The organism is Amphritea sp. (assembly GCF_016744155.1).
In the GTDB taxonomy this organism is placed as follows: Bacteria; Pseudomonadota; Gammaproteobacteria; order Pseudomonadales; family Balneatricaceae; genus Amphritea.
The window spans coordinates 36,236-58,558 of sequence record NZ_JADGEW010000014.1 but is presented as its reverse complement, the minus strand read 5'-3'; the positions used below and the strand labels follow the sequence as shown (position 1 = coordinate 58,558).

Genomic DNA, 22,323 nt, shown 5'->3' with positions numbered 1-22,323 from the left:
AACTATTCCTTATATCGTTGTTTATGGCTGGAGAGGTCCAGCGCTTCTAAGCGCTTTAGCTTTTCACCTATGCGAATTTCTAAGCCGCGAGGTTCCGGCTGGTAATATTTTCGATCAGCAATCTCTTCAGGCAGATATGACTCACCTGCCGCATAAGCATCGGGTTCATTATGGGCATAACGGTATTCTGCACCATAACCCAAATCCTTCATAAGACTGGTCGGTGCATTACGAAGATGCTCGGGCACTTCATAGCCTGGATCGCTGCGTACATCGGCCATAGCTTGATTAAACGCCTGGTAAACCGCATAACTCTTAGGCGCGCTGGCACAATAGATGGCTGCTTGAGCGATTGCCCGTTCACCTTCTGCGGGCCCTACCCGTTCAAAAACATCCCAGGCCGACAGTGCAACCTGCATCGCACGGGGATCGGCATTGCCGATATCTTCGGATGCGATTGCTACCAGGCGACGTGCGATATAAAGCGGATCGCACCCCCCATCTAACATCCGGCAGTACCAATATAAGGCACCATCAGGGGATGACCCCCTAACCGACTTATGGAATGCCGAGATCATATCGTAAAACAGATCACCCTGTTTATCGTAACGTCGGGCACTGGACTTGAGCACTTCCTCAATTATCTGTGGTCCGATTCTATATTCAGAGCCATCATAGTCGGCCAGATCAGCAGCAATCTCCAGTAGATTCAGCCCCCGTCTGCCATCGCCATCGGCGGCCGATGCCAGTTTTTCAAGCGCACCGTCTTCAAAGACCAAGGGCTGTTGGGTTATACCCTGCTCCTGGTCATTGAGCGCTCGCAGTAGCAGCGATTGAATATCTTCAAGCTCAAGGCTGCGTAACAAATACACCCTGGCCCTGGAAAGTAACGCATTATTTAGCTCAAAAGAGGGGTTTTCAGTCGTCGCACCGACAAACAGGAATGTGCCATCTTCGATAAAAGGAAGAAACGCATCCTGTTGGGACTTATTAAATCTATGCACCTCATCAACAAAGAGGATGGTTTTACGTCCCGATTGAGCTTTAACCTGTAAGGCCTGATCCACTGCAGCACGAATATCCTTAACACCGGATAGGACCGCAGAGAGGCTAATAAAGTGTGCATCAACCTGATGAGCCAGTAAGCGGGCCAACGTGGTCTTTCCAACTCCAGGAGGCCCCCAGAGTATCATTGAGTGAATCGCACCCAGTTCCAACGCTTTACGCAGGGGTTTATCAGCACCGAGCAGGTGCTGCTGACCGCAATATTCTTCGAGACTCCGGGGTCGCATCCGGGCGGCCAGTGGTTCATAACTGGGCTGGAGATCATCAAATAGATCAGCCATTAACTGGCACTCTCCGCTTGATTCTCAACAATGACATCGGTCCCTTCTGGCGGATTAAAACGAAAGTCATCATCAGAATAGGATGGATTAAGCTCCTGATTTGTAAACAGTATCGATGTTCTTTGGCCCAGAGAATCTTCCAGTTGTAGTTCTTTGATAAGACCATCGGTAAAGAGTAAGCGAATTCGTGTAAAGACACTTGTTTCATCAAATGGCAGAAGCTCAAACAGCTGATTAATCCCCTTTTCCTGTATCAAGCGTATCTTATATTGAGCCTCAAGCTCATCAATTTGACCATTAAGAATCAAAGCCGGTACACCGGCATCATTTTCGGAAACTTGACGTCGAGTTGCTTGCTCAAGATCAGGATCGTAGATCCATAGGGTTTCACCATCACTGATGAGCGTCTGGGGAAACGGCTCTAACGCTATCCAGCTGAAACGATTAGGTTTAGCCAGCAGCAAAGTCCCTCGGGACTCTTCCATACGGCGAGAACCCTCACTACCAGAAACCTGATCAAAGTCGGCCTTGAAACTTTCAAAACCTGCTAACAGACTATTAAGCTGAGGGCCTGCGTTCTCCTGAATATCAGCCAGGACTGAAATACTCAGCGTACAACCCAACAGTGCGAGGGCTATTTTCTTTAACAACATCTCTAATCCTTTGGTGGCGGTGGTGCCAGAACTTCCCGGGCACCATTATGACCAGCCTGAGTAATGACTCCTGCCGCTTCCATTGTTTCAATCATCCGGGCAGCCCGGTTGTAGCCGATTTTAAGCTTGCGTTGTACTGATGAGATAGATGCTTTACGGGTTTGAGTGACAAAAGCTACCGCTTCATCGTACAAAACGTCCTGCTCATCATCCATATCTCCGCCAGCCATACCTCCACCCTCAACAACTTCAGACAGGTCGGTAATCAAGTAATCCGGCGCACCGATTTTCTTCCAAGCTTCAACGACCCGGTGAACTTCATCATCACTGACAAATGCACCATGCACTCGATTTGGCAGACTGCTACCTGCGGGCAGGTAAAGCATGTCACCATTACCCAGCAGATGCTCTGCGCCACTCTGATCAAGTACTGTACGAGAATCGATCTTAGAGGACACCTGGAAGCCGATACGTGTGGGTATGTTGGCCTTAATCAAGCCGGTGATGACGTCCACAGAGGGGCGCTGAGTCGCTAGAATGAGGTGAATACCCGCAGCACGTGCTTTCTGTGCAATACGGGCAATCAACTCTTCTACTTTTTTACCAACCACCATCATCATGTCGGCAAACTCATCGATACAAACGACGATATAAGGCAGCGTTTCCAAATAAGGAGCCGGCGCATCAGAGGGCAAGCCCTCCTCTTCTGGATTCCAAAGAGGATCTACCAATGGCGTCCCCCGATCACGGGCTTCAGTAACTTTATCGTTATAACCGGCGATATTCCGCACGCCCATTTTGGACATCAGTTTATAACGTCGCTCCATCTCTGCAACGCACCAGCGCAACCCACCGGCGGCCTCTTTCATATCAGTGATAACCGGCGCCAACAGATGTGGAATGCCCTCGTAGATAGAAAGTTCCAGCATTTTCGGGTCAACCAGCATCAAGCGGACTTCATCCGGGGTTGCCTTGAACAACAGGCTTAACAGCATGGCATTTACACCGACTGACTTACCAGAGCCGGTGGTGCCGGCGACCAACAAGTGCGGCATCTTAGCCAGGTTAGTAACAACCGGGTTACCCGCAATATCATTACCCAGTCCTAGCGTTAGCTTAGATGAGGCCTCTTTGTAGGGTTTAGAGTTGAGCACCTCACTAAGGCGAACCATCTGTCTCTCTTCATTTGGAATCTCAATACCAATGACAGATTTACCGGGAATAACCTCAACGACACGAACACTCATGACCGCCATAGAACGGGCCAGATCCCTTGATAGATTAGTAATTCGGCTGGCTTTGACACCCGGTGCAGGCTGCATTTCGAATCGAGTGATTACCGGCCCTGGGTTTACTTCAACAACTTCAGCAACGATGCCGAAATCCTTCAATTTACTTTCCAACAACCGTGACATCTGTTCTAGCTGTTCATCGGTGTAGCAATGCCCCTGCTTAAGCTCAGGAGCATCAAGAAGATCCATAGATGGAATTTTTCTGCGCGGCTGACGTTTTCGGGCAGCAGGCGAGATATGATCTAGCCCCAGTTCACTGTCTTTCATCGGGGTATGTGCCTCAGAGAGAGGGACTACCCTGAGACTTTTCCGATCAAGGGATTCAGAATCAATATCAGCAAGTGGATCAAACGCTTGGCCAGGACTCGGCTCTACAATATCCGAAACCAGTGGAATAGCCTGTACGTCTGATTCAAAAACATCTTCAGGAGCCATGTCCATCGAGGTAGATGTTATTGTCGAGGGTCGCGGCGATCTCGATTCTACCTTCTCGGAGTGAGCGACCATTGGAGCTGATTCTGGTTGGAAATCTGGCAACGGATCATTAAAGTCCTGATATTCGCTTTCCTGATCGGTAGGCGCGGAGAAAACAGGCTCTCTGCGTACCGGTCTTTTTGTCATTGCTGCAGGCTCTTCCTGGGTTAAACTGTCTGACGGGCCATGACGTGCGGCTGCTCTAAGCAGGTTACGTTTCTCTTCATCTTCAGCAGCATAAGGATTTATTGCTTCGGGTTGTGGTTTCTCACGCGGAGTAGGCTTCAACTTGGCCCCCAGACCAAATACAGCTTTACCAAGCTTCTCCAGTAGTTGAGACCAGGACAGCTCAAGCAGCAACGTAAAGCCAAATAACAGAGCTGTCCAAAGAACAACAGAGCTACCAATCAAACTAAATAGAGAAACCGCCAGATCCGACACCGCCTGGCCTACCAGCCCCCCCATGCTAAATGGCAGTTGACCGTCAGCATTCGATAGATGGGTAGCCGCCAGAGTTGCCAGGCTTAACAACACCAACAGAGCGCCGGTAATCCTCAGCATCATGAACGGTATGCCATCAAGCAAAGAGACTTGACTGCGCAGCATAAAACGCAGCGCCGGAAGAAACAGCATCAGAGGTATTAGCCAGGCCGCCAGACCAAAAACTGAGAAAGCCAGATCGGCCAGCCATGCACCAGCATAACCGGTAAAGTTGCGCGCTTCTGGTTGGTACCCTAGATGAGACCAACCCGGATCACGATTATCGTAACCTGCGAGTGCCAGTAACAGGAGCACCGCAAAGCCGATAATAACAATGAGGCCACCCTCTTTTGCTATCCGGCCGAGAAGATCAGAAAAAGAAGCATCTTTGATGTCTTTGGTGCCCGCTTCCGTATTGTTTGTATCGCTACTATGAGCCAAGAAAAATATCCTTACGCCTATCCATAAAAATTCCTTCAAAAATAACATATTTCAGCCCAGCTCCCCAGCCACAAAGCCGACTTTTACGCCCTTTATGCAGCATACCTGCAATGTCTGAGCAGAAACTGAACAATCGAGCATATTTACAACGCTAAACACGGGCTGACTGTGTGACCAGCGCAATAATAAAAAATTCAGAGTTAATCTCTATTTTGTCCTTTACAGGAAACGGGCATAATAGGCGCCAATAAACTCTGCGCCTTGATAACGGATCACCGATGAGCGAAATACAGCACCATAAATTGATTATTCTGGGTTCTGGCCCTGCCGGATACACCGCTGCTGTCTATGCAGCCCGTGCCAACCTTAACCCAATCGTCATTACCGGCATGCAAGCTGGCGGACAACTGACCACGACTACTGATGTAGATAACTGGCCCGGTGATGTCGAAGGGGTCCAGGGGCCAGAGCTGATGCAGCGCATGCAAGCCCATGCCGAGCGTTTTGATACTCAGGTTATTTTCGACCACATTAATGAAACTGATCTGCAGAACCGCCCTTTCCGTCTTAAAGGCGACATGGGCGAATATACCTGCGATGCATTGATCATCTGTACAGGCGCGTCAGCACAATATATTGGACTTCCTTCAGAGGAAGCCTTCATGGGTAAAGGCGTGAGCGCCTGCGCAACCTGCGATGGATTCTTCTATCGGGGACAGAAAGTAGCCGTCATTGGCGGCGGAAACACAGCCGTTGAAGAAGCCCTCTATCTGTCAAACATCGCCGCCGAGGTCACACTGATTCACCGCCGTGACAGCCTGCGTTCTGAAAAAATCCTGCAAGATAAGATTCTTGAACGTGCCGAGAACGGCAACATCAATATTCTTTGGAATCATCAGCTTGATGAGGTCCTTGGTGATGAAATGGGCGTCACAGGCATCCGTATTAAGAGCACTGAAGATGACTCGACAAAGGAACTTGAACTTCAAGGCGTCTTTGTTGCTATAGGTCACAAACCTAATACAGAGCTTTTTACCGACCAACTTGAAATGAAAGATGGTTATCTAAAAATTCACTCAGGCACCGAAGGTAACGCAACCCAAACCTCAATAGAGGGTGTTTTTGCTGCTGGAGATGTGGCTGACCATATCTATCGTCAGGCGATTACTTCTGCAGGCTTTGGTTGTATGGCCGCACTGGATGCTGAGCGTTATCTGGATGACCAGGATTAATACTGGCCTCCTATGATTCCCTGGCTTGATCCATACAGTACCGACTTCCCTCCTGTTGGCGATGCATTAGATGAACCTAATGGGTTACTCGCTGCCGGCGGTGATCTCAGCGCACAGCGTCTGATCGAGGCATATCGACGGGGAATTTTCCCCTGGTTTAATGCCGGCGAGCCTATTTTATGGTGGTCGCCAGATCCTCGCTGCACGCTGGTTCCAGCCGAGATTCATATCTCCCGCAGCCTTCGTAAGGCGATCCGTAAAGCTGAGTTTGAAATTACCTTTGATCAGGCCTTTACTGAGGTTGTCGAGGCCTGCGCAGCCCCCAGAAGCTATAGTGATGACACCTGGATTAGCGATCAAATGTTACAAGCCTATTCAGACCTGCATCGCCGGGGATACGCACACTCGGTAGAGTTTTGGCAAAATGGCGAGCTTGTCGGTGGATTATACGGGATAGCGATGGGGCAGCTTTTTTTTGGTGAATCTATGTTTAGCAGAGCAACTAATGCCTCTAAAATCGCATTTGTATTCTTTGCCAGACAATTAGAAAAATGGGGCTATGCTTTAATTGATTGCCAGATTGAAAATGATCATCTGAGCAGTCTGGGAGCAGGCGCTATTTCCAGAGCAGAGTTTCAGCACTACCTAAAGCAGAACTTAGCACCGGAAAGCAGCCATAGCTGGTGTTTTGATATAGATAAAGAAGATGTGGTGAGAACTGAGTGACCAACCTGAAAACCCTCCACTTTTACGCTACACCGGAACATGAGTGTAGCTACCTTGAAGGATTCGAAGCAAAGACGCTATTTGTTGATCCTCAGGAGATTATCTGTACCGACGCATACAGCCAGCTGTCCGATCTTGGCTTTCGTCGTAGTGGTAAGCATATCTACCGACCCTACTGCAGTAGTTGTCAGGCGTGCATTTCTGTTCGGGTTAACGGTCGTGAATTTGTGCCGAGCAAAAGCCAAAAGCGTGTAATCAGTAAAAACAAGGACCTGACAGCTATCGCTGTACCCCCTCAATTTACTGACGAGTACTATGAGCTTTATGCAAACTACATAAATACCCGCCATAGCGACGGAGATATGTACCCTCCTACCCCGGAACAATTTAGTGCATTTCTAATTGAAGGGGGTCAACAGGGCTGTTTCTACGAGTTCAGAGACTCACAGGGAAAGCTGGTAGCCTTGGCGGTAACCGACTATCTCACTCAGGGGCTTTCAGCAATCTATACTTTCTTTGACCCAACTGAGAGTCGCCGTAGTTTAGGTAGCTATGCTATTCTCTGGCAGCTTCAAGAGGTCAAACGCCTGGAACTTGAGTATCTATATCTGGGCTACTGGATCAGAGAATGCCAGAAGATGTCCTATAAAGTCGCCTACAACCCCCTCGAGATGCTACTTCATGGTCAGTGGATTGTTGTTGATTAGTAAAATCCGTCAAATCTCTTTGATAATTATAGAAAAGTAAGGCAAAATACTGCGCTGCAAAATGTAGAGTTTGCAATTAATTTAATTGGGTAGGTAGAATGGCTAAAGAAGACAGCTTTGAAATGGAAGGCGTTGTGACCGACACTCTGCCTAACACAATGTTTCGGGTAGAACTCGAGAATGGTCACGTTGTAACCGCGCACATCTCAGGTAAGATGCGCAAAAATTACATCCGCATCCTGACCGGCGACAAAGTAAAGGTTGAGTTGACGCCTTACGACCTTAGTAAAGGGCGCATCACCTACCGCGCACGCTAATAAAAAAACGGCCTACGGGCCGTTTTTTTATATCTAATTTTAAGAAATATTGAAAGCTCGGTGAATTAAGCAGCAACCACCGCATAAATCTCTATTTCATTATCAGCATTAACGGTGATATCCACTTCGCCTCCACCCTCAGACAGCTCGCCAAATAGAATCATCTCGGCTAACGGCTTCTTCAACTCCTCCTGAATCAAGCGCTTCATAGGTCGCGCCCCCATAGTGGCATCATAACCTTTTTCGGCAAACCACTGACGCACATCATCATCAATATTCAACACCACGCTTTTATCATCCAGCTGAGCCTGAAGCTCCGTCAGGAATTTATCTACAACACCGGTGATAACTTTAGGCGACAGCGCCTTGAACTGAATAATTCCATCCATGCGGTTACGGAACTCGGGAGTGAATAGCTTTTTAATCGCTTCCATACCATCCGTCGTATTATCTTGCTTACTAAAACCGATCGAGGTCCGGGCCATCTGCTCTGCACCCGCATTAGTTGTCATAACTAATATGACATTTCTAAAGTCAGCTTTACGCCCATTGTTATCAGTCAGAGTACCGTTATCCATCACCTGTAGCAGCAAATTGAATACTTCAGGGTGAGCCTTCTCTATCTCATCCAGCAGAAGAACCGCATGGGGAGACTTGGTAACCGCTTCAGTCAACAATCCACCCTGATCATAACCAACGTAACCAGGAGGCGCGCCGATAAGACGAGAGACAGTGTGACGTTCCATATATTCAGACATATCGAAGCGAATTAGCTCAATACCCATAATGCGTGCTAATTGAGTCGTTACCTCAGTCTTACCAACCCCTGTTGGGCCGGAAAACAGGAACGATCCTACAGGCTTGTTTGGCTCATTCAGGCCGGCGCGGGACAGCTTAATCGCTGCTGACAGCGTATTAATCGCCTCGTCCTGACCTAAAACAACCATTTTAAGATTGCTATCAAGCTTTTTAAGCTGTTCTTTATCCGAGGCCGTCACGCTTTTAGCTGGGATGCGCGCTATCTTAGCCACTACAATCTCAACATCACGGACATCAATAATAGTGCTGCGCTCACTCTCTTTCAGAAGCTGCTGATAAGCGCCTGCCTCATCAATCACATCGATTGCCTTATCGGGCATATGCTTATCATTAATGTAACGATCAGCCATCTCCGACGCGACACGCAAAGCTTCGTCTGTGTACTTAACGCCATGATGAGACTCAAATCGACTCTTAAGGCCCTGCAGGATTTTGTAAGTATCCTCAACCGAAGGCTCCAGAATATCCACCTTCTGGAAGCGTCGCGCTAACGCTCGATCTTTTTCAAAAATACCGCGAAATTCCTGGTAAGTCGTAGAGCCAATACAGCGTAACTGGCCAGAGCTTAGTAAGGGCTTCAGTAGATTCGAGGCATCCATTGAACCGCCAGAAGCCGCGCCAGCACCGATAATCGTATGAATCTCATCGATGAACAGGATTGCATGCTCCTGGTTTTTTATTTCATTCAGCAGGCCTTTGAGGCGTTTCTCAAAGTCACCGCGATACTTTGTGCCCGCCAACAATGCGCCTAGATCAAGGGAATACACAATACTGGAGGCGATTACATCGGGCACGAGCCCCTCAACAATATGCTTAGCCAAACCTTCCGCTATAGCTGTTTTACCCACGCCTGCCTCACCAACAAGCAATGGATTATTCTTGCGGCGTCGAGAGAGGATTTGAATAACGCGCTCAACCTCATCATCCCGACCCACTAAAGGATCGATGCGACCAGACATTGCCTGTTCATTTAGATTAACCGAGAAGTTAGCCAGTGGGCTTTTGTCTTTTTCGGTTGCAGTATCGCCTTCCAACAGCCCTTCTTCGCTGGTATGACCATCATTTTCTTCAATTTTCGAGATACCATGAGAGATGTAGTTGACGATATCAATCCTCTCAATACCCTGCTGGTTCAGCACATAGACAGCCTGACTCTCCTGCTCGCTAAAGATGGCAACCAGAACATTAGCACCGTTTACTTCGCCTCTACCGGATGATTGAACATGAAAGACAGCCCGTTGTAGAACCCGCTGGAAACCCAGAGTTGGCTGCGTTTCAACATCAGGAATATCTTCAGGCAACAAAGGTGTCGTATCTTCAATAAAGGTGCTGAGCAAGCTGCGCATTTTATTGAGATCAACACCGCAAGCATCGAGTACAGCTCGTGCTTCAGAGTTATCGAGCAGCGCCAGTAGCAGGTGCTCAACTGTCATAAATTCGTGGCGTCTAGCGCGCGCACTTTTAAAGGCGACGCTAAGCGTATCTTCAAGCTCTTTATTTAACATACCTAACGCTCCGCTACGCTTTTTCTACTTCACACAGGAGAGGATGATTACTCTCTCTGGCATATTGATTCACTTGTGTGGCCTTGGTTTCAGCGATGTCTCGGGTAAAGACTCCACATACACCCTTCCCTTTAGTATGGACCGCCAGCATCACTTGTGTAGCTTTTTCCTGATTCATTGCGAAAAAACCCATCAAAATCTGTATCACAAAGTCCATAGGGGTATAGTCATCATTCAATAAAACGACTCTATACATAGAGGGGCGTTTAAGCTCCGGTTTGGCTTCTTCCGTGACTAGTCCGGTATTATGATGGTCAGGAGACTCGTCTGAATCTCCTGACATATTTATTGCATAAAGCCCTGTTTGCATATCATATCTCAAAAAAATGTACAAAAATTTACAACCCATTTTGGGCACCCCTTATTGCATGGGGGTTACGGGCGAATGTTATACTCAATATTGCAGGAGTAAGAGTATAAGTAGTATCGGTTGTCCCTGCGTTTGACAAGGAACTTTCGCTCATGTTGCATCATTGTAGCAAGAGAGTTTGTTGCGGTAACAGGCCTAAAGGTAAATACAGGCCTTGGTAATTCGGATATTGGGGGACACCAATGCACACAGGGAAAGTCAAATGGTTTAACAACGCGAAAGGATTTGGTTTTATCGTTTCGCCGGATTTTGACGAAGATTTATTTGCTCATTTTTCTGTTATACAGACCGATGGCTACAAAAGTCTCAAAGCAGGTCAGGAAGTCGAGTTTGAAACAACACCAGGGCCTAAAGGAACGCATGCGGTAAACATTAAACCAATAATGCTAACCGAAACGGAGGAAGCTTAGCAGCCAGATAATATTGGCAATACAAACAAGACGTTATAATCGCAGTTCTATATCCCCTGGATAGTAAGAGAGGCAGAAATACTGCCTTTCTTATACATCTACCTTTAGATTTTCTCGTTTCAATCTGATTAATCTTGCAAGACCTCTATAGACACTGTTAATCTGCCCTGCTTATCAGCCAAGCCGGTTAAGTAGGCCAGAACAATGTCTGAAATAATTGTATTTAATAAGCCTTTTCAGGTACTTACGCAGTTCACTGACACTGAAGGCAGAAGCACTCTTAGCGACTTTATAAAGCGTAAGGGAGTCTATGCTGCTGGCAGATTAGATTATGATTCAGAAGGCCTCTTAATTCTCACCGACGACGGCAAGCTTCAGCATCAGCTTGCCGACCCCAAGTTTAAACTAGAAAAAACATACTGGGCCCAGGTTGAGGGCGAGATTAGCGATAGCGCGCTGGAACAGCTACGCAAGGGCGTTGAACTTAAAGACGGCATAACTCGCCCCGCGCGCACAAAAAAACTATCTTCACCATCAGTCTGGCCGCGTAACCCACCTATTCGTGAGCGTAAAAATCAGCCAACCAGCTGGATTGAACTAAAAATCAGTGAAGGGAAAAACCGCCAGGTCAGGCGGATGACGGCGGCAGTGGGCTTCCCTACTCTTCGATTGATACGAGTAGCGATCGGGAACTGGACAGTGGATGGATTAGCGCCTGGAGCGTTTCGAACAGAACAGGTCAATATTCCTGTATCCAAATCTAAACCAAGACCCAGGCCAGAAGCAGTCAAAAAAACCAGAAGAAAGCCTGAACGAAGAACCCGCTAAGATTACCAATTATCAGCAGCATCCAGATCCGTTTGCTTAGCTTCTACCCAGTGCTCGCCCTCAGTGGTAATCTCTTTTTTCCAGAATGGTGCGTCACGTTTAAGGAAGTCCATAATGAACTCTGCCGCTTCAAACCCCTCACCCCGGTGAGCACTACCTACGCCAACAAAAACAATATTTTCATTCAACGTCAGCCGACCAATACGATGAACAATAACTATATTACCCAAGGACCAGCGTGCACGAGCCTGCGATGCTATTTTGGCTAGAGCTTTTTCAGTCATCCCTGGGTAATGCTCCAAATACATAGCTTCAAGCGACACATCCCCTTCAAGCTCCCGCACAATGCCGGTAAAGGTGACTATCGCCCCATTACTTGCATCGTTTGCCCGTACCTGTTCAGACAATTCTGCAATCGAAAAGTCATCATTCTGAATCGAAATACTATCTTTAAACAAACTCACTCCAAACTACTCCTTAAACTACAGCCAAAAGCGGTCATAAATGATAAAGTTGCCAACCTGAGCAGTCTGCTAAACAGCCATAAAAGATGGCGCGGTTACAGAAATTCATGACTCTGTCATAGCAGACTTAGTCCCAAGCTTTTAATATACGGAATTGCGAATGCGTTGGACACCCCACGCCACTGTGGCAACGATAATTGAAAAGGATGAAAAGTTTCTTTGCGTAGAAGAACAATCAGTTTCACGCGGAGAGCTGGTTATTAATCAACCTGCAGGTCATTTAGAAGCAGGCGAAACTTTTATCCAGGCGGCCATTCGTGAAACCCTTGAAGAAACCGGCTGGACAGTAACGCCGACCGCACTGGTGGGCATCTATACCTATACAGCCCCGGCAAACGGCATCACCTATCATCGTTACTGTTTTGTTGCTCAGGCAGATAGCTATGATGCAGACAGCCCTCTGGATACAGGCATTGAGCGCGCATTATGGCTTAGCCGGGAAGAGCTGGAACAACGAGAAAAGCAGCTACGCAGCCCTATGGTGATCCGATGCATCGACGACTACCTTAGCGGCATACGATATCCGCTGGAGTTAATTGTAGAAGATGATACGGTTTAACCTAATTCTATCTACACAGCATTGAAATCGGCGACTCTGGTCGCATATTAATTAGAAGCACTTAACAGTTTTAAGGTCATTCAGACGCCCTATGTCAGATCCAGCAAATATTAAAGTTATCGTCGGCATGTCCGGCGGCGTTGATTCATCAGTCTCAGCTCTCCTGCTTCAACAGCAGGGATATCAGGTTGAAGGCCTGTTTATGAAAAACTGGGACGAAGATGATGGTACAGATTACTGTACCGCCATGGATGATCTGGCTGATGCCCAGGCCGTTAGCGATAAGTTGGGTATCAAGCTACATACAGCGAATTTCGCTTCAGAGTACTGGGATAATGTCTTTGAGCACTTTCTTGAAGAGTATAAAGCGGGACGCACCCCAAACCCGGACATTCTCTGTAACCGAGAGATTAAATTCAAAGCGTTTCTCGACTACGCCAAAGTACTTGGCGCCGATATGATCGCCACCGGGCATTATGTCCGCCGGGCAGAACTTAACGGCAAAACCGCCCTATTCAAAGGCCTGGATAACAATAAAGATCAAAGCTATTTCCTCCATCAGGTAGGCTGTAATGAGCTTGCCCTCACCCTGTTTCCCGTGGGTGAGCTGGAAAAACCTGAAGTACGTCGATTGGCTGAACAGTATGATTTGATAACCCATGACAAAAAAGACAGCACGGGTATCTGCTTTATTGGCGAACGCAGGTTTACCGATTTCCTTAAGCAATACCTGCCCGCTCAGCCAGGTAAAATTGAAACCCCTGGTGGCGACGCCATTGGTCAGCATCAGGGGCTGATGTACCACACCATCGGTCAGCGACAGGGCTTAGGCATCGGAGGTTTGAAAAACTACCCCGAAGAGCCCTGGTTTGTTGCAGAAAAGGACCTTGAGCGAAATGTATTAATCGCCGTACAGGGACAACAGCATGAGCTGCTGTTCAGTAACTGGCTGAACGCCAGTGACATCTTCTGGATCAATGGTGAAAAGCCGGCACTGCCGATGAGCTGCAGAGCAAAGGTACGTTACCGTCAGGCTGACCAGGCTTGTACGGTGATAGCTGATGGCGAGGGTTACAGAATTGAGTTTGAAGAACCACAGCGGGCCGTCACTCCAGGCCAGTCTGTTGTTATCTACAGTGACGAAATTTGCCTCGGCGGTGGTGTAATAGAAACCACTGGCAAAGCATAGGGATACAGGTAAACAGTATGTCCAGAATAGATGATCAACAGGCAATTGCACTAGCAGGACTATTTCAGGCAGCCAGCCTGGTTGAACAGATATCCACCCGTGGAATGGTGCCGCAGAACAGCTTTGAAACTTCTCTTGCAAGCATCTTTGTAACAAACCCTGAAATAACAGAAGAGATCTATGGCGGCGCAGAAAACCTGCCAATTAATCTTAGCCAAGGCTTTCGGGGGCTGCAGGAGCTGCTTGATAAAAGCAGAACAGAGCAGAACCCGGACACCATCCGCTATGGCTTAAGCCTGATGCATCTTGAGCGTAAGCTGAGTAAGCGGCCCGATCTGTTACAAAAAATTGGGGAGAAAATTGATAAAATTTCTCAACAGGCTAACTATTTTGCCGATCCGGACACTGAGTTAACCGATAATCCGGCAGCATTTACCCATCCTTCAGTTGTCGCTAACCTTGCCAGCCTCTATCAGGATACGCTAAGCACCTTCAATTTTAGAATTCAGGTTACCGGCGAACCACGTCACCTTCAAAACACTGAGAACGCTGCAAAAATCCGCGCTCTATTGTTGGCAGGCATTCGCGCAGCGATGCTTTGGCGTCAGGTTGGCGGGAAGCGTTGGCATCTACTGTTTTTTAAATCCAGACTGCGTCCAGCGGTTAAAAGAATCAGTCGCCGCGACTGATCATTCAGCTCATCTTGACCCGGATGAGCCAAACAGACAAAAAAACGCCCTGCACATTTTCCCTGCGCCCTGAATTTAGCTATAATTCGCGCTCAAAATTTAACCCAGTCAGGTATTTACTCGATATGGATCTTTCTTCTCTTTCTGCGATCTCTCCAATTGATGGTCGTTACGGCAGCAAAACAGCTGATCTGCGCCCTGTATTCAGTGAGTTCGGCCTGATTCGCGCACGCGTTACAGTTGAAGTTCGCTGGTTGCAGAAACTTGCCGCTCTCCCTCAAATTACAGAAGTTCCAGCATTAAGTGATACTGCTAATGCGGTTCTTAATGCTCTGGTCGATAACTTTAGCGAAGCTGAAGCTAACCGAGTAAAAGAGATTGAACGCACCACCAACCACGACGTTAAAGCGGTTGAATACCTGATTAAAGAGCGCATTGCTGATAATGCCGAGCTGGCAGCAATCAGTGAGTTCGTTCACTTTGCCTGTACCTCTGAAGATATTAATAACCTGTCCCACGCACTGATGCTGAAAGAAGGCCAGGATGTCATGCTGCCGGTTATGCAGCAGGTGACCGACGAGATCGCTCAACTGGGACGCGCTTACGCAACTCAACCTATGCTATCCCGTACCCATGGTCAGACCGCATCACCTACCACTGTTGGTAAAGAGCTGGCTAACGTTGCTTACCGTCTGCAGCGTCAGATTAACCAACTTAAAAAAGTAGAGCTACTGGGTAAGATCAACGGTGCTGTAGGTAACTACAACGCGCATATCTCTGCTTACGCAGATGTTGACTGGGCTCAGAATGCTCAGGAGTTCGTTGAAGGTCTGGGTCTAAACTTTAACCCTTACACGACTCAGATTGAGCCTCACGATTATATCGCTGAGCTCTTTGATGCCGTGTGTCGTTTCAACACTATCATTATCGATTTCGATCGTGATATCTGGGGTTATATTTCACTGGGTTATTTCAAGCAAAGAACCATTGCTGGTGAAGTTGGCTCATCGACTATGCCGCACAAGGTTAACCCGATTGACTTCGAAAACTCAGAAGGAAATCTGGGTATCGCTAATGCCATCATGCAACACCTGGCAGCCAAACTGCCTATTTCTCGCTGGCAGCGCGACCTGACCGACTCTACTGTTTTGCGTAATATGGGCGTTGGTTTTGGCTACAGTCTGGTCGCTTATCAGTCTAGTCTGAAAGGCATCAGCAAGTTGGAACTTAACCCGACTCGCCTTGATGCAGATCTGGAAAACAGCTGGGAAGTACTGGCTGAACCAATTCAGACGGTTATGCGTCGTTATGCTATCGAAGAACCGTATGAGAAACTTAAGGCGCTGACCCGCGGTCAGGATATGAACAAAGAGACCATTATGGCCTTTGTTGATACGCTTGATATGCCTGATGCGGCCAAAGAAGAGCTTAAGCAACTGACACCTCACAGCTATATCGGTAACGCTGTAGATCAGGCTAAAGCTATCTGATTATTCAGTTTTTATCGTAAAAGCAGAGCATTGGCTCTGCTTTTTTATTGCTCTAATAAACACATTAAGAATCAATGGTAACCATTTGTTATTATGGAAAAAATAATATCATCTGATAATGTTGAAATACGTTATTTAAGACTTGGTAAGGGTAGCCCTGTTATCTTCCTGCACGGCTGGAGTGCCGGTGCCAGAGACTGGTTACCTTTTGCATCTGAACTGGCCGATCAGCATGAAGTCTTCTGCTGGGACGCTCGGGGACACGGCGGTCACCCAATAGCTGATTCCGCCAGCACCCATGTCCGCGATATGGCCAGCGACCTCCAACAGTTGATCGAACACCATCAATTAAGCAACGTTACACTTGTCGGCCACTCAATGGGAGCCCTGACTCTTTGGCAATATATTCGTGATTTCGGTTGTGACAAATTAGCCGGAGTTTGCATTATCGATCAGTCACCAAAGCTAGTGACTGATGATAACTGGCACAATGGAATCTATGGGAATTTCAATCAGGCAGCCAGCAACCGTCTGATCAGTAAGCTCAAAGAGGATTTTGCCGAGGGTCTGCTACAGCTAGTCGCTAATGGCTATAACCGTAAATCTTATGAAAGTTATCAGCGAAATTCCCGTGGATTTCAGCAGATGCGTGAACACCTGCAGACTCTCAAAGGTGACCCTCTGGTGCGTTGCTGGGAAAGCCTGACCGAAGCTGATTACCGTGACGTACTGCCACAGATGGATATCCCCGCGCTGCTGATCTACGGTGATGAAAGCCAGTTCTACAGCTCTAAGGTTGCAGACTATGTCAGAGATAACATCAGACTCTCCGAGCTCCATACCTATGAGAACTCAGATCACTCGCCGCAGCTCTGGCACCGGGAACGGTTTATCTATGATTTACGGACTTTCATTGCAAAATTACAGGACTGCTAACTGACATCCACAAATGGTGTCAGAGTTTTTACATAGCCTGATAAAGAACAAGTTTTCTCAACACTATTAGCGATACAATCGCCGCCTGTTACTTCAGGCTGACAGAATATATAAACGGATACAGCGCTGACATGCTTGAAAATATTCGCATCGTACTGATCAATACCTTTCATCCGGGCAATATAGGTGCCGCCGCCCGGGCCATGAAAAATATGGGTCTGAGCCAGCTTTACCTGGTCGATCCCCGTGTATTTCCTGATGAAGAAGCCGACTCCAGAGCCGCCGGAGCAAAAGATCTGCTCGAAAAAGCTGTGGTGGTAGGCACAATGGATGAAGCGATTTCTGACTGTCAGTTAGTAATAGGCACCAGCGCACGCAACCGCACTTTTGATCTACCAATCTTTGATGCCCACGACTGTGCTAAAAAAATTGTTGGCGAAGCCAAGCTGGGCAAAGTGGCGATTGTGTTTGGCCGTGAGACGATGGGACTGCATAACTCAGAGTTACAGAAATGTAATTACCATGTCTATATCCCGGCAAACCCTGAATATCCGGTACTAAACGTATCCGCTGCTATTCAGCTTGTTTGTTATGAGATCTGGCAGGCACATAATAAGCAGGACTATGAAGAACATGAACAGCCCTACCCTCTAACCCGGGACATGGAGCTGTTTTATGAGCATCTTGAAAACGCTCTGCGTGGAACAAATTTCATCATTCCACAACACCAGGGCAAGGTTATGGATAAGCTGCGACGCTATTTCAATCGCTCCCGCCCGGAGCGAACAGAACTGAACATGCTCCGTGGTATTTTGACATCAATTGATGAAACCATAGCAAAAACAGTTACTTCAGAGACAGACAATAAAGGATCAGAATCATGAGCGAATCCCCTTTCGGCGACATCTCGATCGAAGAATTTCTAAGGGACTACTGGCAGAAAAAACCTTTATTGGTTCGCAACGCTTTCCCTGATCTTGAAGCCCCCGTAGGTGCTGATGAGCTGGCAGGCCTCTCCCTGGAAGAGGATGTTGAATCCCGCCTTGTTGTCCAGAGCCCTGATGGTGCTGATTTTGATATTAAGCACGGACCCTTTGACGAAGCGACCTTCACTAGCCTACCTGAGACTCACTGGACACTACTCGTTCAGGCAGTCGATCATTGGGTACCTGAAGCCAGTGATATCGTTGAGCAGTTTCGTTTTATACCTAACTGGCGTTTTGATGATCTGATGGTCAGCTTTGCTAGCCAGGGTGGCGGCGTTGGCCCCCATTACGACAACTACGATGTCTTTCTTATCCAGACCCAGGGTAAGCGTCGCTGGGAAGTCGGTGGTTTCTTTGACCAGAACTCACCCCGCCGACCCAATACACCGGTAATGATAATGACCGAGTGGGAACCCGAATTTAACTGGGTATTAGAGCCCGGTGATATGCTCTACATCCCACCACAGGTTGGTCACAACGGGATTGGTGAATCCGATGACTGCATGACCTATTCAGTTGGTTTCCGCGCCCCTTCTCACGCAGAAATTATGCGGAGCTTTACCGATTTTGTAGGTGAAAAGCTAACATCAGAATCACGATATACCGATCCAGATCTAACCCTTCAGGATAACTCAGGCGAAATTACCCCTCAGGCCATTAATAAAGTACGCCAGATATTCACCGACTATCTGGCAGACGATGCCAAGCTGGGACAATGGTTAGGGCAATATGTAACGGATCCTAAGTACCCGGATCTGGACCAGGCACCTGAAGAGGCAATCACCACAGACCAACTTCGGACAGCGCTTAATGAAAGCGACCTGTATTTTGTACGTAATGAGGGGGCACGTTTCTCTTATAGTTTAAATAGCGAAAGCGCATTGCAATTCTTTGCCGATGGTCGCAGCTTCCAGCTCTCTGATACTAGCTGCGCATTAGCGGCAAATCTTTGCAGGAATCCTGCGATTGTTATTAATCAAGGCGAGTGGTCCGAGCAACAACTGCAACTATTGGTAGACCTCTTCAACCAGGGCTCGATCTATCTGGAAGACTGAAATGCAGAGGATATAGGCTAACATTATAGCCGCCAGTTTCAATCGGGGCTCCGCTATACCTATTTATTGCCGCCTATGCTCAGCTCGCAAGAAGACCACTTATCCGTGGTCTTTTTTTTAGATCCAGCCTACTCGCTATATGCAGCTATAAATCTTATGCGTAACGAACGTTTCGCTGTTTATGTAGTGACGGCTACATATAATTTTTAAGAATATATATGCCTATATATATAACTATATTTTTTTGTAAAAAGCGTTTTTTCCATACGGCCATAAACTTATTAGACTTTCGTCTACAAAGACCTGAGGCATGATGATTAAAGGCTTTGCTGCAACGCAACAGATCACGCCTTATGTAGTTAGACTACAAAGACCAGCATATAAGGGCTTGTAATAGATTTACAGCAATTGTGCTCTGCACAAAAAGGCTTTGACAGCCTCCCTATAAAGCCCGATTATTAGCATCTCTTTTAAGTGTCAGCCACTTCGACAATTTGCTGACGTAAGATGCAAACCGCTATAAGCAAAGCCACCTATTAAAATATAACGGCCTTAACAATAGCGACCAAACAGAAGGATTAACTATGTCTAGTCTGAATCAAGATATTCAAACCGTTGCAGGCCTGAAAGAAACCCACGGTTCTGCCTGGGATGCAATCAACCCAGAATCTGCTGCTCGCATGCGTGCTCAGAACAAATTCAAAACGGGCCTGGACATCGCTCAGTACACCGCTGATGTTATGCGCGCTGACATGGCTGCCTTTGACGCTGACAAGACTAAATACACTCAGTCTCTGGGTTGCTGGCATGGTTTTATCGGCCAGCAGAAGATGATCTCTATTAAGAAGCACTTCAATGGCCAGACTGATCGCCGCTACCTCTACCTGTCTGGTTGGATGGTTGCAGCACTGCGTTCTGACTTCGGTCCTCTACCTGACCAGTCTATGCACGAGAAGACCACTGTTGCTAGCCTGGTTGAAGAGCTTTACACCTTCCTGCGTCAAGCTGATGCACGTGAACTGGGCGGCCTGTTCCGCGCACTGGATGCTGCTCGCGAAGCTGGCGACGCTGCTGAAGAAGCTAACATTCAGGATCAAATTGATAACCACGTGACTCACGTAGTACCAATTATTGCTGATATCGATGCCGGTTTCGGTAACGCTGAAGCCACTTACCTGATGGCTAAGCAGATGATTGAAGCCGGTGCTTGTGCACTGCAGATCGAAAACCAGGTTGCTGATGAGAAGCAATGTGGTCACCAGGACGGTAAAGTAACCGTACCTCATGCTGACTTCCACACTAAGATTCGCGCATTGCGTTATGCTTTCCTAGAGCTGGGTATCGACAACGGTGTTATCGTTTCACGTACCGACTCTGAAGGTGCTGGTCTGACTAAAGAGATCGCTGTAGTTAAAGAGCCAGGCGATCAGGGCGATCGTTACAACTCTTACCTGGACGTTGAAGAGATCGACGTTGCTGACATGGCTGAAGGCGACGTATGCTTCAACCGTGACGGTAAGCTGGTTCGTCCTAAGCGTCTGCCTTCTGGCCTGTACCAGTTCCGTCAGGGTACCGGTGAAGAGCGTTGCGTATTTGACAGCATCGAAGCAATTAAAGCCGGTGCTGACCTGCTGTGGATCGAAACAGCCACACCAAACGTTCAAGATATCGCTGATATGATGAACGAAGTGCGTAAAGAGATTCCTGATGCGAAGCTGGTTTACAACAACAGCCCATCGTTCAACTGGACGCTGAACTTCCGTCAGCAAGCATTCGACATCATGGTAGAAGCTGGTGAAGACGTTTCTGCTTACGATCGTGCCAACCTGATGAGTGTTGACTATGATAGCTCTGCTCTGGCTGAGCTTGCTGATGATAAGATCCGTACCTTCCAGGCTGACTCAGCTCGTGAAGCGAACATCTTCCACCACCTGATCACTCTGCCGACTTACCACACTGCTGCGCTGTCTACTGACAACCTGGCTAAAGAGTACTTCGGTGATGCAGGCATGCTGGGCTACGTTAAAGGCGTACAGCGTCAGGAGATCCGTCAGGGTATCGCATGTGTTAAGCACCAGAACATGTCTGGTTCAGACATGGGCGACGACCACAAAGAATACTTTGCTGGTGAGAACGCTCTGAAAGCTGGCGGCGCGAAGAACACTTCTAACCAGTTCGGTTAATAGTTACTCACTAAAAAGGCAGCCAATTGGCTGCCTTTTTTTTGTCTTCAGCCTAGCCTGAAAAAATAGTTATCTTCCTGTTGTTGATTCGTTTTAAATTAAGCTTTTGTCACATCAGCAATCAAATTCCTCAACCACTGGTGGGCTACATTGTGTTGAAGCAAAGGGCTCCATGCCATTTTTAATTCAAAATCAGGAATATCAAATGGGGGAGGCTTAATTACCAGACGAGGGTTGTTCGATTGTGCCGTAGCCGCTCGGGTTGGAATTGTCGCTATCAAACCTTTCTGCTCGGCAATCAGAGCGGCAGACTGATAGTGACGGGTAAACACCCTGATCTGGCGCTTATGGCCGCTCTTCTCCAGGGCTTCATCTACCCAGCCTAGTCGTTTCACATCCTTTGGAGTGATGCCCATCCCGGCGCCCATGCCCGTCTTGCTAACCCATACATGCTTCGCCTGAAGATAAGTTTCCAGGCTAAAATCATGAGAGATGGGATTATCTACCGCAAACAGACATGAAAAACTGTCCCGCCATAAAGTTTTCTGATGAAACGATTGGGGCATCGTATCGAAACGATTAATAACCAGGTCAACCAGTCCCTGCTCGACTTCAGTAAAGCTCATATCACTGGGGGTCAGAATATCCAGTACAATATCCGGCGCTTCTTTACGTAGCCGTTTAAGCAACCGTGGCAGTAATGTCGCTTCACCATAGTCACTGGTCATAATTCGGAACACACGATCACTACTGCTGGCATCAAAAGCACTGCTGGGCTCTATCACCTGCTCTACCGATGAAAGGATCTGTCGCAGCAAAGGCTGAAGTGCCTGAGCTCTTTCAGTCGGAGCCATGCCCTCACCTGTGCGTACCAATAATGGGTCACTGAACGTATCCCTCAGGCGGCGTAGGCCGTTACTCATCGCAGGTTGAGTTATTCCCAACAAACTCGCCGAGCGGGTTACATTTCGCTCTCTAAGCAACACATCAAGGTATACCAATAGGTTTAAGTCGATCTTATCTAGATTCATACAAAGCCCCGTATGACAGAG

General features: G+C 47.6%; 21 protein-coding genes. 14 read left to right on the top strand and 7 right to left on the bottom strand.

Annotated elements, in window-relative coordinates; translation table 11 throughout:
* Positions 1-2: 2 nt before the first annotated feature.
* The 3 genes from QZZ54_RS11960 to QZZ54_RS11950 are packed head-to-tail and all read right to left on the bottom strand — an operon-like array spanning position 3 to position 4,686.
* A complete protein-coding gene (locus tag QZZ54_RS11960; protein ID WP_290702920.1) occupies positions 3-1,346 on the bottom strand; it encodes a replication-associated recombination protein A in 1,344 nt (447 codons plus the stop codon).
* Positions 1,346-1,999, bottom strand: coding sequence for an outer membrane lipoprotein chaperone LolA (lolA, locus tag QZZ54_RS11955; RefSeq protein ID WP_290702919.1), 654 nt, complete (start codon positions 1,997-1,999; stop codon positions 1,346-1,348). The genes QZZ54_RS11960 and lolA overlap by 1 nt, the downstream gene beginning before the upstream one ends.
* Positions 2,000-2,001: 2 nt before the next feature.
* Complete coding sequence (locus QZZ54_RS11950; protein ID WP_290702918.1) at positions 2,002-4,686, bottom strand: DNA translocase FtsK; 2,685 nt, start codon at positions 4,684-4,686, stop codon at positions 2,002-2,004.
* A gap of 278 nt (positions 4,687-4,964) precedes the next feature.
* On the opposite strand from QZZ54_RS11950, the gene trxB reads away from it, so the two are divergent.
* From trxB to infA, 4 genes are all read left to right on the top strand, one after another.
* Positions 4,965-5,918, top strand: coding sequence for a thioredoxin-disulfide reductase (trxB, locus tag QZZ54_RS11945; protein WP_290702917.1), 954 nt, complete (start codon positions 4,965-4,967; stop codon positions 5,916-5,918).
* A gap of 12 nt (positions 5,919-5,930) precedes the next feature.
* The gene (gene aat, locus QZZ54_RS11940) at positions 5,931-6,644 is read left to right on the top strand and encodes a leucyl/phenylalanyl-tRNA--protein transferase (RefSeq protein ID WP_290702916.1); all 714 of its coding nucleotides are present in this window, start codon (positions 5,931-5,933) and stop codon (positions 6,642-6,644) included.
* Entirely contained in the window at positions 6,641-7,351 is a 711-nt protein-coding gene (locus QZZ54_RS11935; protein WP_290702915.1) for an arginyltransferase, read from the top strand. The genes aat and QZZ54_RS11935 overlap by 4 nt, the downstream gene beginning before the upstream one ends.
* Positions 7,352-7,449: 98 nt before the next feature.
* Positions 7,450-7,668, top strand: coding sequence for a translation initiation factor IF-1 (gene infA, locus QZZ54_RS11930; protein ID WP_290702914.1), 219 nt, complete (start codon positions 7,450-7,452; stop codon positions 7,666-7,668).
* 65 nt (positions 7,669-7,733) lie between these two features.
* Here the strand turns inward: infA and clpA are convergent, their stop codons facing one another.
* Positions 7,734-9,992, bottom strand: a complete 2,259-nt coding sequence (clpA, locus tag QZZ54_RS11925; protein ID WP_290702913.1) for an ATP-dependent Clp protease ATP-binding subunit ClpA — start codon at positions 9,990-9,992, stop codon at positions 7,734-7,736.
* Positions 9,993-10,005: 13 nt separating this feature from the next.
* Complete coding sequence (gene clpS / locus QZZ54_RS11920; protein WP_290702912.1) at positions 10,006-10,335, bottom strand: ATP-dependent Clp protease adapter ClpS; 330 nt, start codon at positions 10,333-10,335, stop codon at positions 10,006-10,008.
* 269 nt (positions 10,336-10,604) lie between these two features.
* Between clpS and cspD the strand changes: the two genes are divergently transcribed.
* Positions 10,605-10,832, top strand: coding sequence for a cold shock domain-containing protein CspD (cspD, locus tag QZZ54_RS11915; protein WP_290702911.1), 228 nt, complete (start codon positions 10,605-10,607; stop codon positions 10,830-10,832).
* A 204-nt stretch (positions 10,833-11,036) separates the two neighbouring features.
* Entirely contained in the window at positions 11,037-11,660 is a 624-nt protein-coding gene (locus tag QZZ54_RS11910) for a pseudouridine synthase (RefSeq protein ID WP_290702910.1), read from the top strand.
* Positions 11,661-11,662: 2 nt separating this feature from the next.
* Here the strand turns inward: QZZ54_RS11910 and moaE are convergent, their stop codons facing one another.
* Positions 11,663-12,118, bottom strand: a complete 456-nt coding sequence (moaE, locus tag QZZ54_RS11905) for a molybdopterin synthase catalytic subunit MoaE (protein ID WP_290702955.1) — start codon at positions 12,116-12,118, stop codon at positions 11,663-11,665.
* A gap of 166 nt (positions 12,119-12,284) precedes the next feature.
* Between moaE and QZZ54_RS11900 the strand changes: the two genes are divergently transcribed.
* The 8 genes from QZZ54_RS11900 to QZZ54_RS11865 all read left to right on the top strand — a co-directional run bounded on the left by QZZ54_RS11900 (position 12,285) and on the right by QZZ54_RS11865 (position 21,271).
* Positions 12,285-12,743, top strand: coding sequence for an NUDIX hydrolase (locus QZZ54_RS11900; RefSeq protein WP_290702909.1), 459 nt, complete (start codon positions 12,285-12,287; stop codon positions 12,741-12,743).
* A 91-nt stretch (positions 12,744-12,834) separates the two neighbouring features.
* Complete coding sequence (gene mnmA / locus QZZ54_RS11895; protein ID WP_290702908.1) at positions 12,835-13,932, top strand: tRNA 2-thiouridine(34) synthase MnmA; 1,098 nt, start codon at positions 12,835-12,837, stop codon at positions 13,930-13,932.
* A 17-nt stretch (positions 13,933-13,949) separates the two neighbouring features.
* Positions 13,950-14,621 (top strand): high frequency lysogenization protein HflD, encoded by a 672-nt coding sequence (gene hflD, locus QZZ54_RS11890; RefSeq protein WP_290702907.1) that lies wholly within the window; start codon positions 13,950-13,952, stop codon positions 14,619-14,621.
* A gap of 125 nt (positions 14,622-14,746) precedes the next feature.
* Entirely contained in the window at positions 14,747-16,111 is a 1,365-nt protein-coding gene (gene purB / locus QZZ54_RS11885; RefSeq protein WP_290702906.1) for an adenylosuccinate lyase, read from the top strand.
* Between the two features lie 93 nt (positions 16,112-16,204).
* Positions 16,205-17,047 carry an alpha/beta hydrolase gene (locus tag QZZ54_RS11880; RefSeq protein WP_290702905.1) on the top strand — a complete coding sequence of 281 codons (843 nt, stop codon included), beginning with the start codon at positions 16,205-16,207 and terminating at the stop codon, positions 17,045-17,047.
* A 131-nt stretch (positions 17,048-17,178) separates the two neighbouring features.
* Positions 17,179-17,931: a tRNA (cytosine(32)/uridine(32)-2'-O)-methyltransferase TrmJ gene (trmJ, locus tag QZZ54_RS11875; RefSeq protein WP_290702904.1), complete on the top strand. Its 753-nt coding sequence runs from the start codon at positions 17,179-17,181 to the stop codon at positions 17,929-17,931.
* The gene (locus QZZ54_RS11870) at positions 17,928-19,088 is read left to right on the top strand and encodes a cupin domain-containing protein (protein WP_290702903.1); all 1,161 of its coding nucleotides are present in this window, start codon (positions 17,928-17,930) and stop codon (positions 19,086-19,088) included. The genes trmJ and QZZ54_RS11870 overlap by 4 nt, the downstream gene beginning before the upstream one ends.
* A 584-nt stretch (positions 19,089-19,672) precedes the next feature.
* Positions 19,673-21,271 carry an isocitrate lyase gene (locus QZZ54_RS11865; RefSeq protein ID WP_290702902.1) on the top strand — a complete coding sequence of 533 codons (1,599 nt, stop codon included), beginning with the start codon at positions 19,673-19,675 and terminating at the stop codon, positions 21,269-21,271.
* Positions 21,272-21,369: 98 nt separating this feature from the next.
* Here QZZ54_RS11865 and QZZ54_RS11860 read toward each other — a convergent pair whose 3' ends face one another.
* Complete coding sequence (locus QZZ54_RS11860; RefSeq protein ID WP_290702901.1) at positions 21,370-22,302, bottom strand: LysR family transcriptional regulator; 933 nt, start codon at positions 22,300-22,302, stop codon at positions 21,370-21,372.
* Positions 22,303-22,323: the final 21 nt, after the last annotated feature.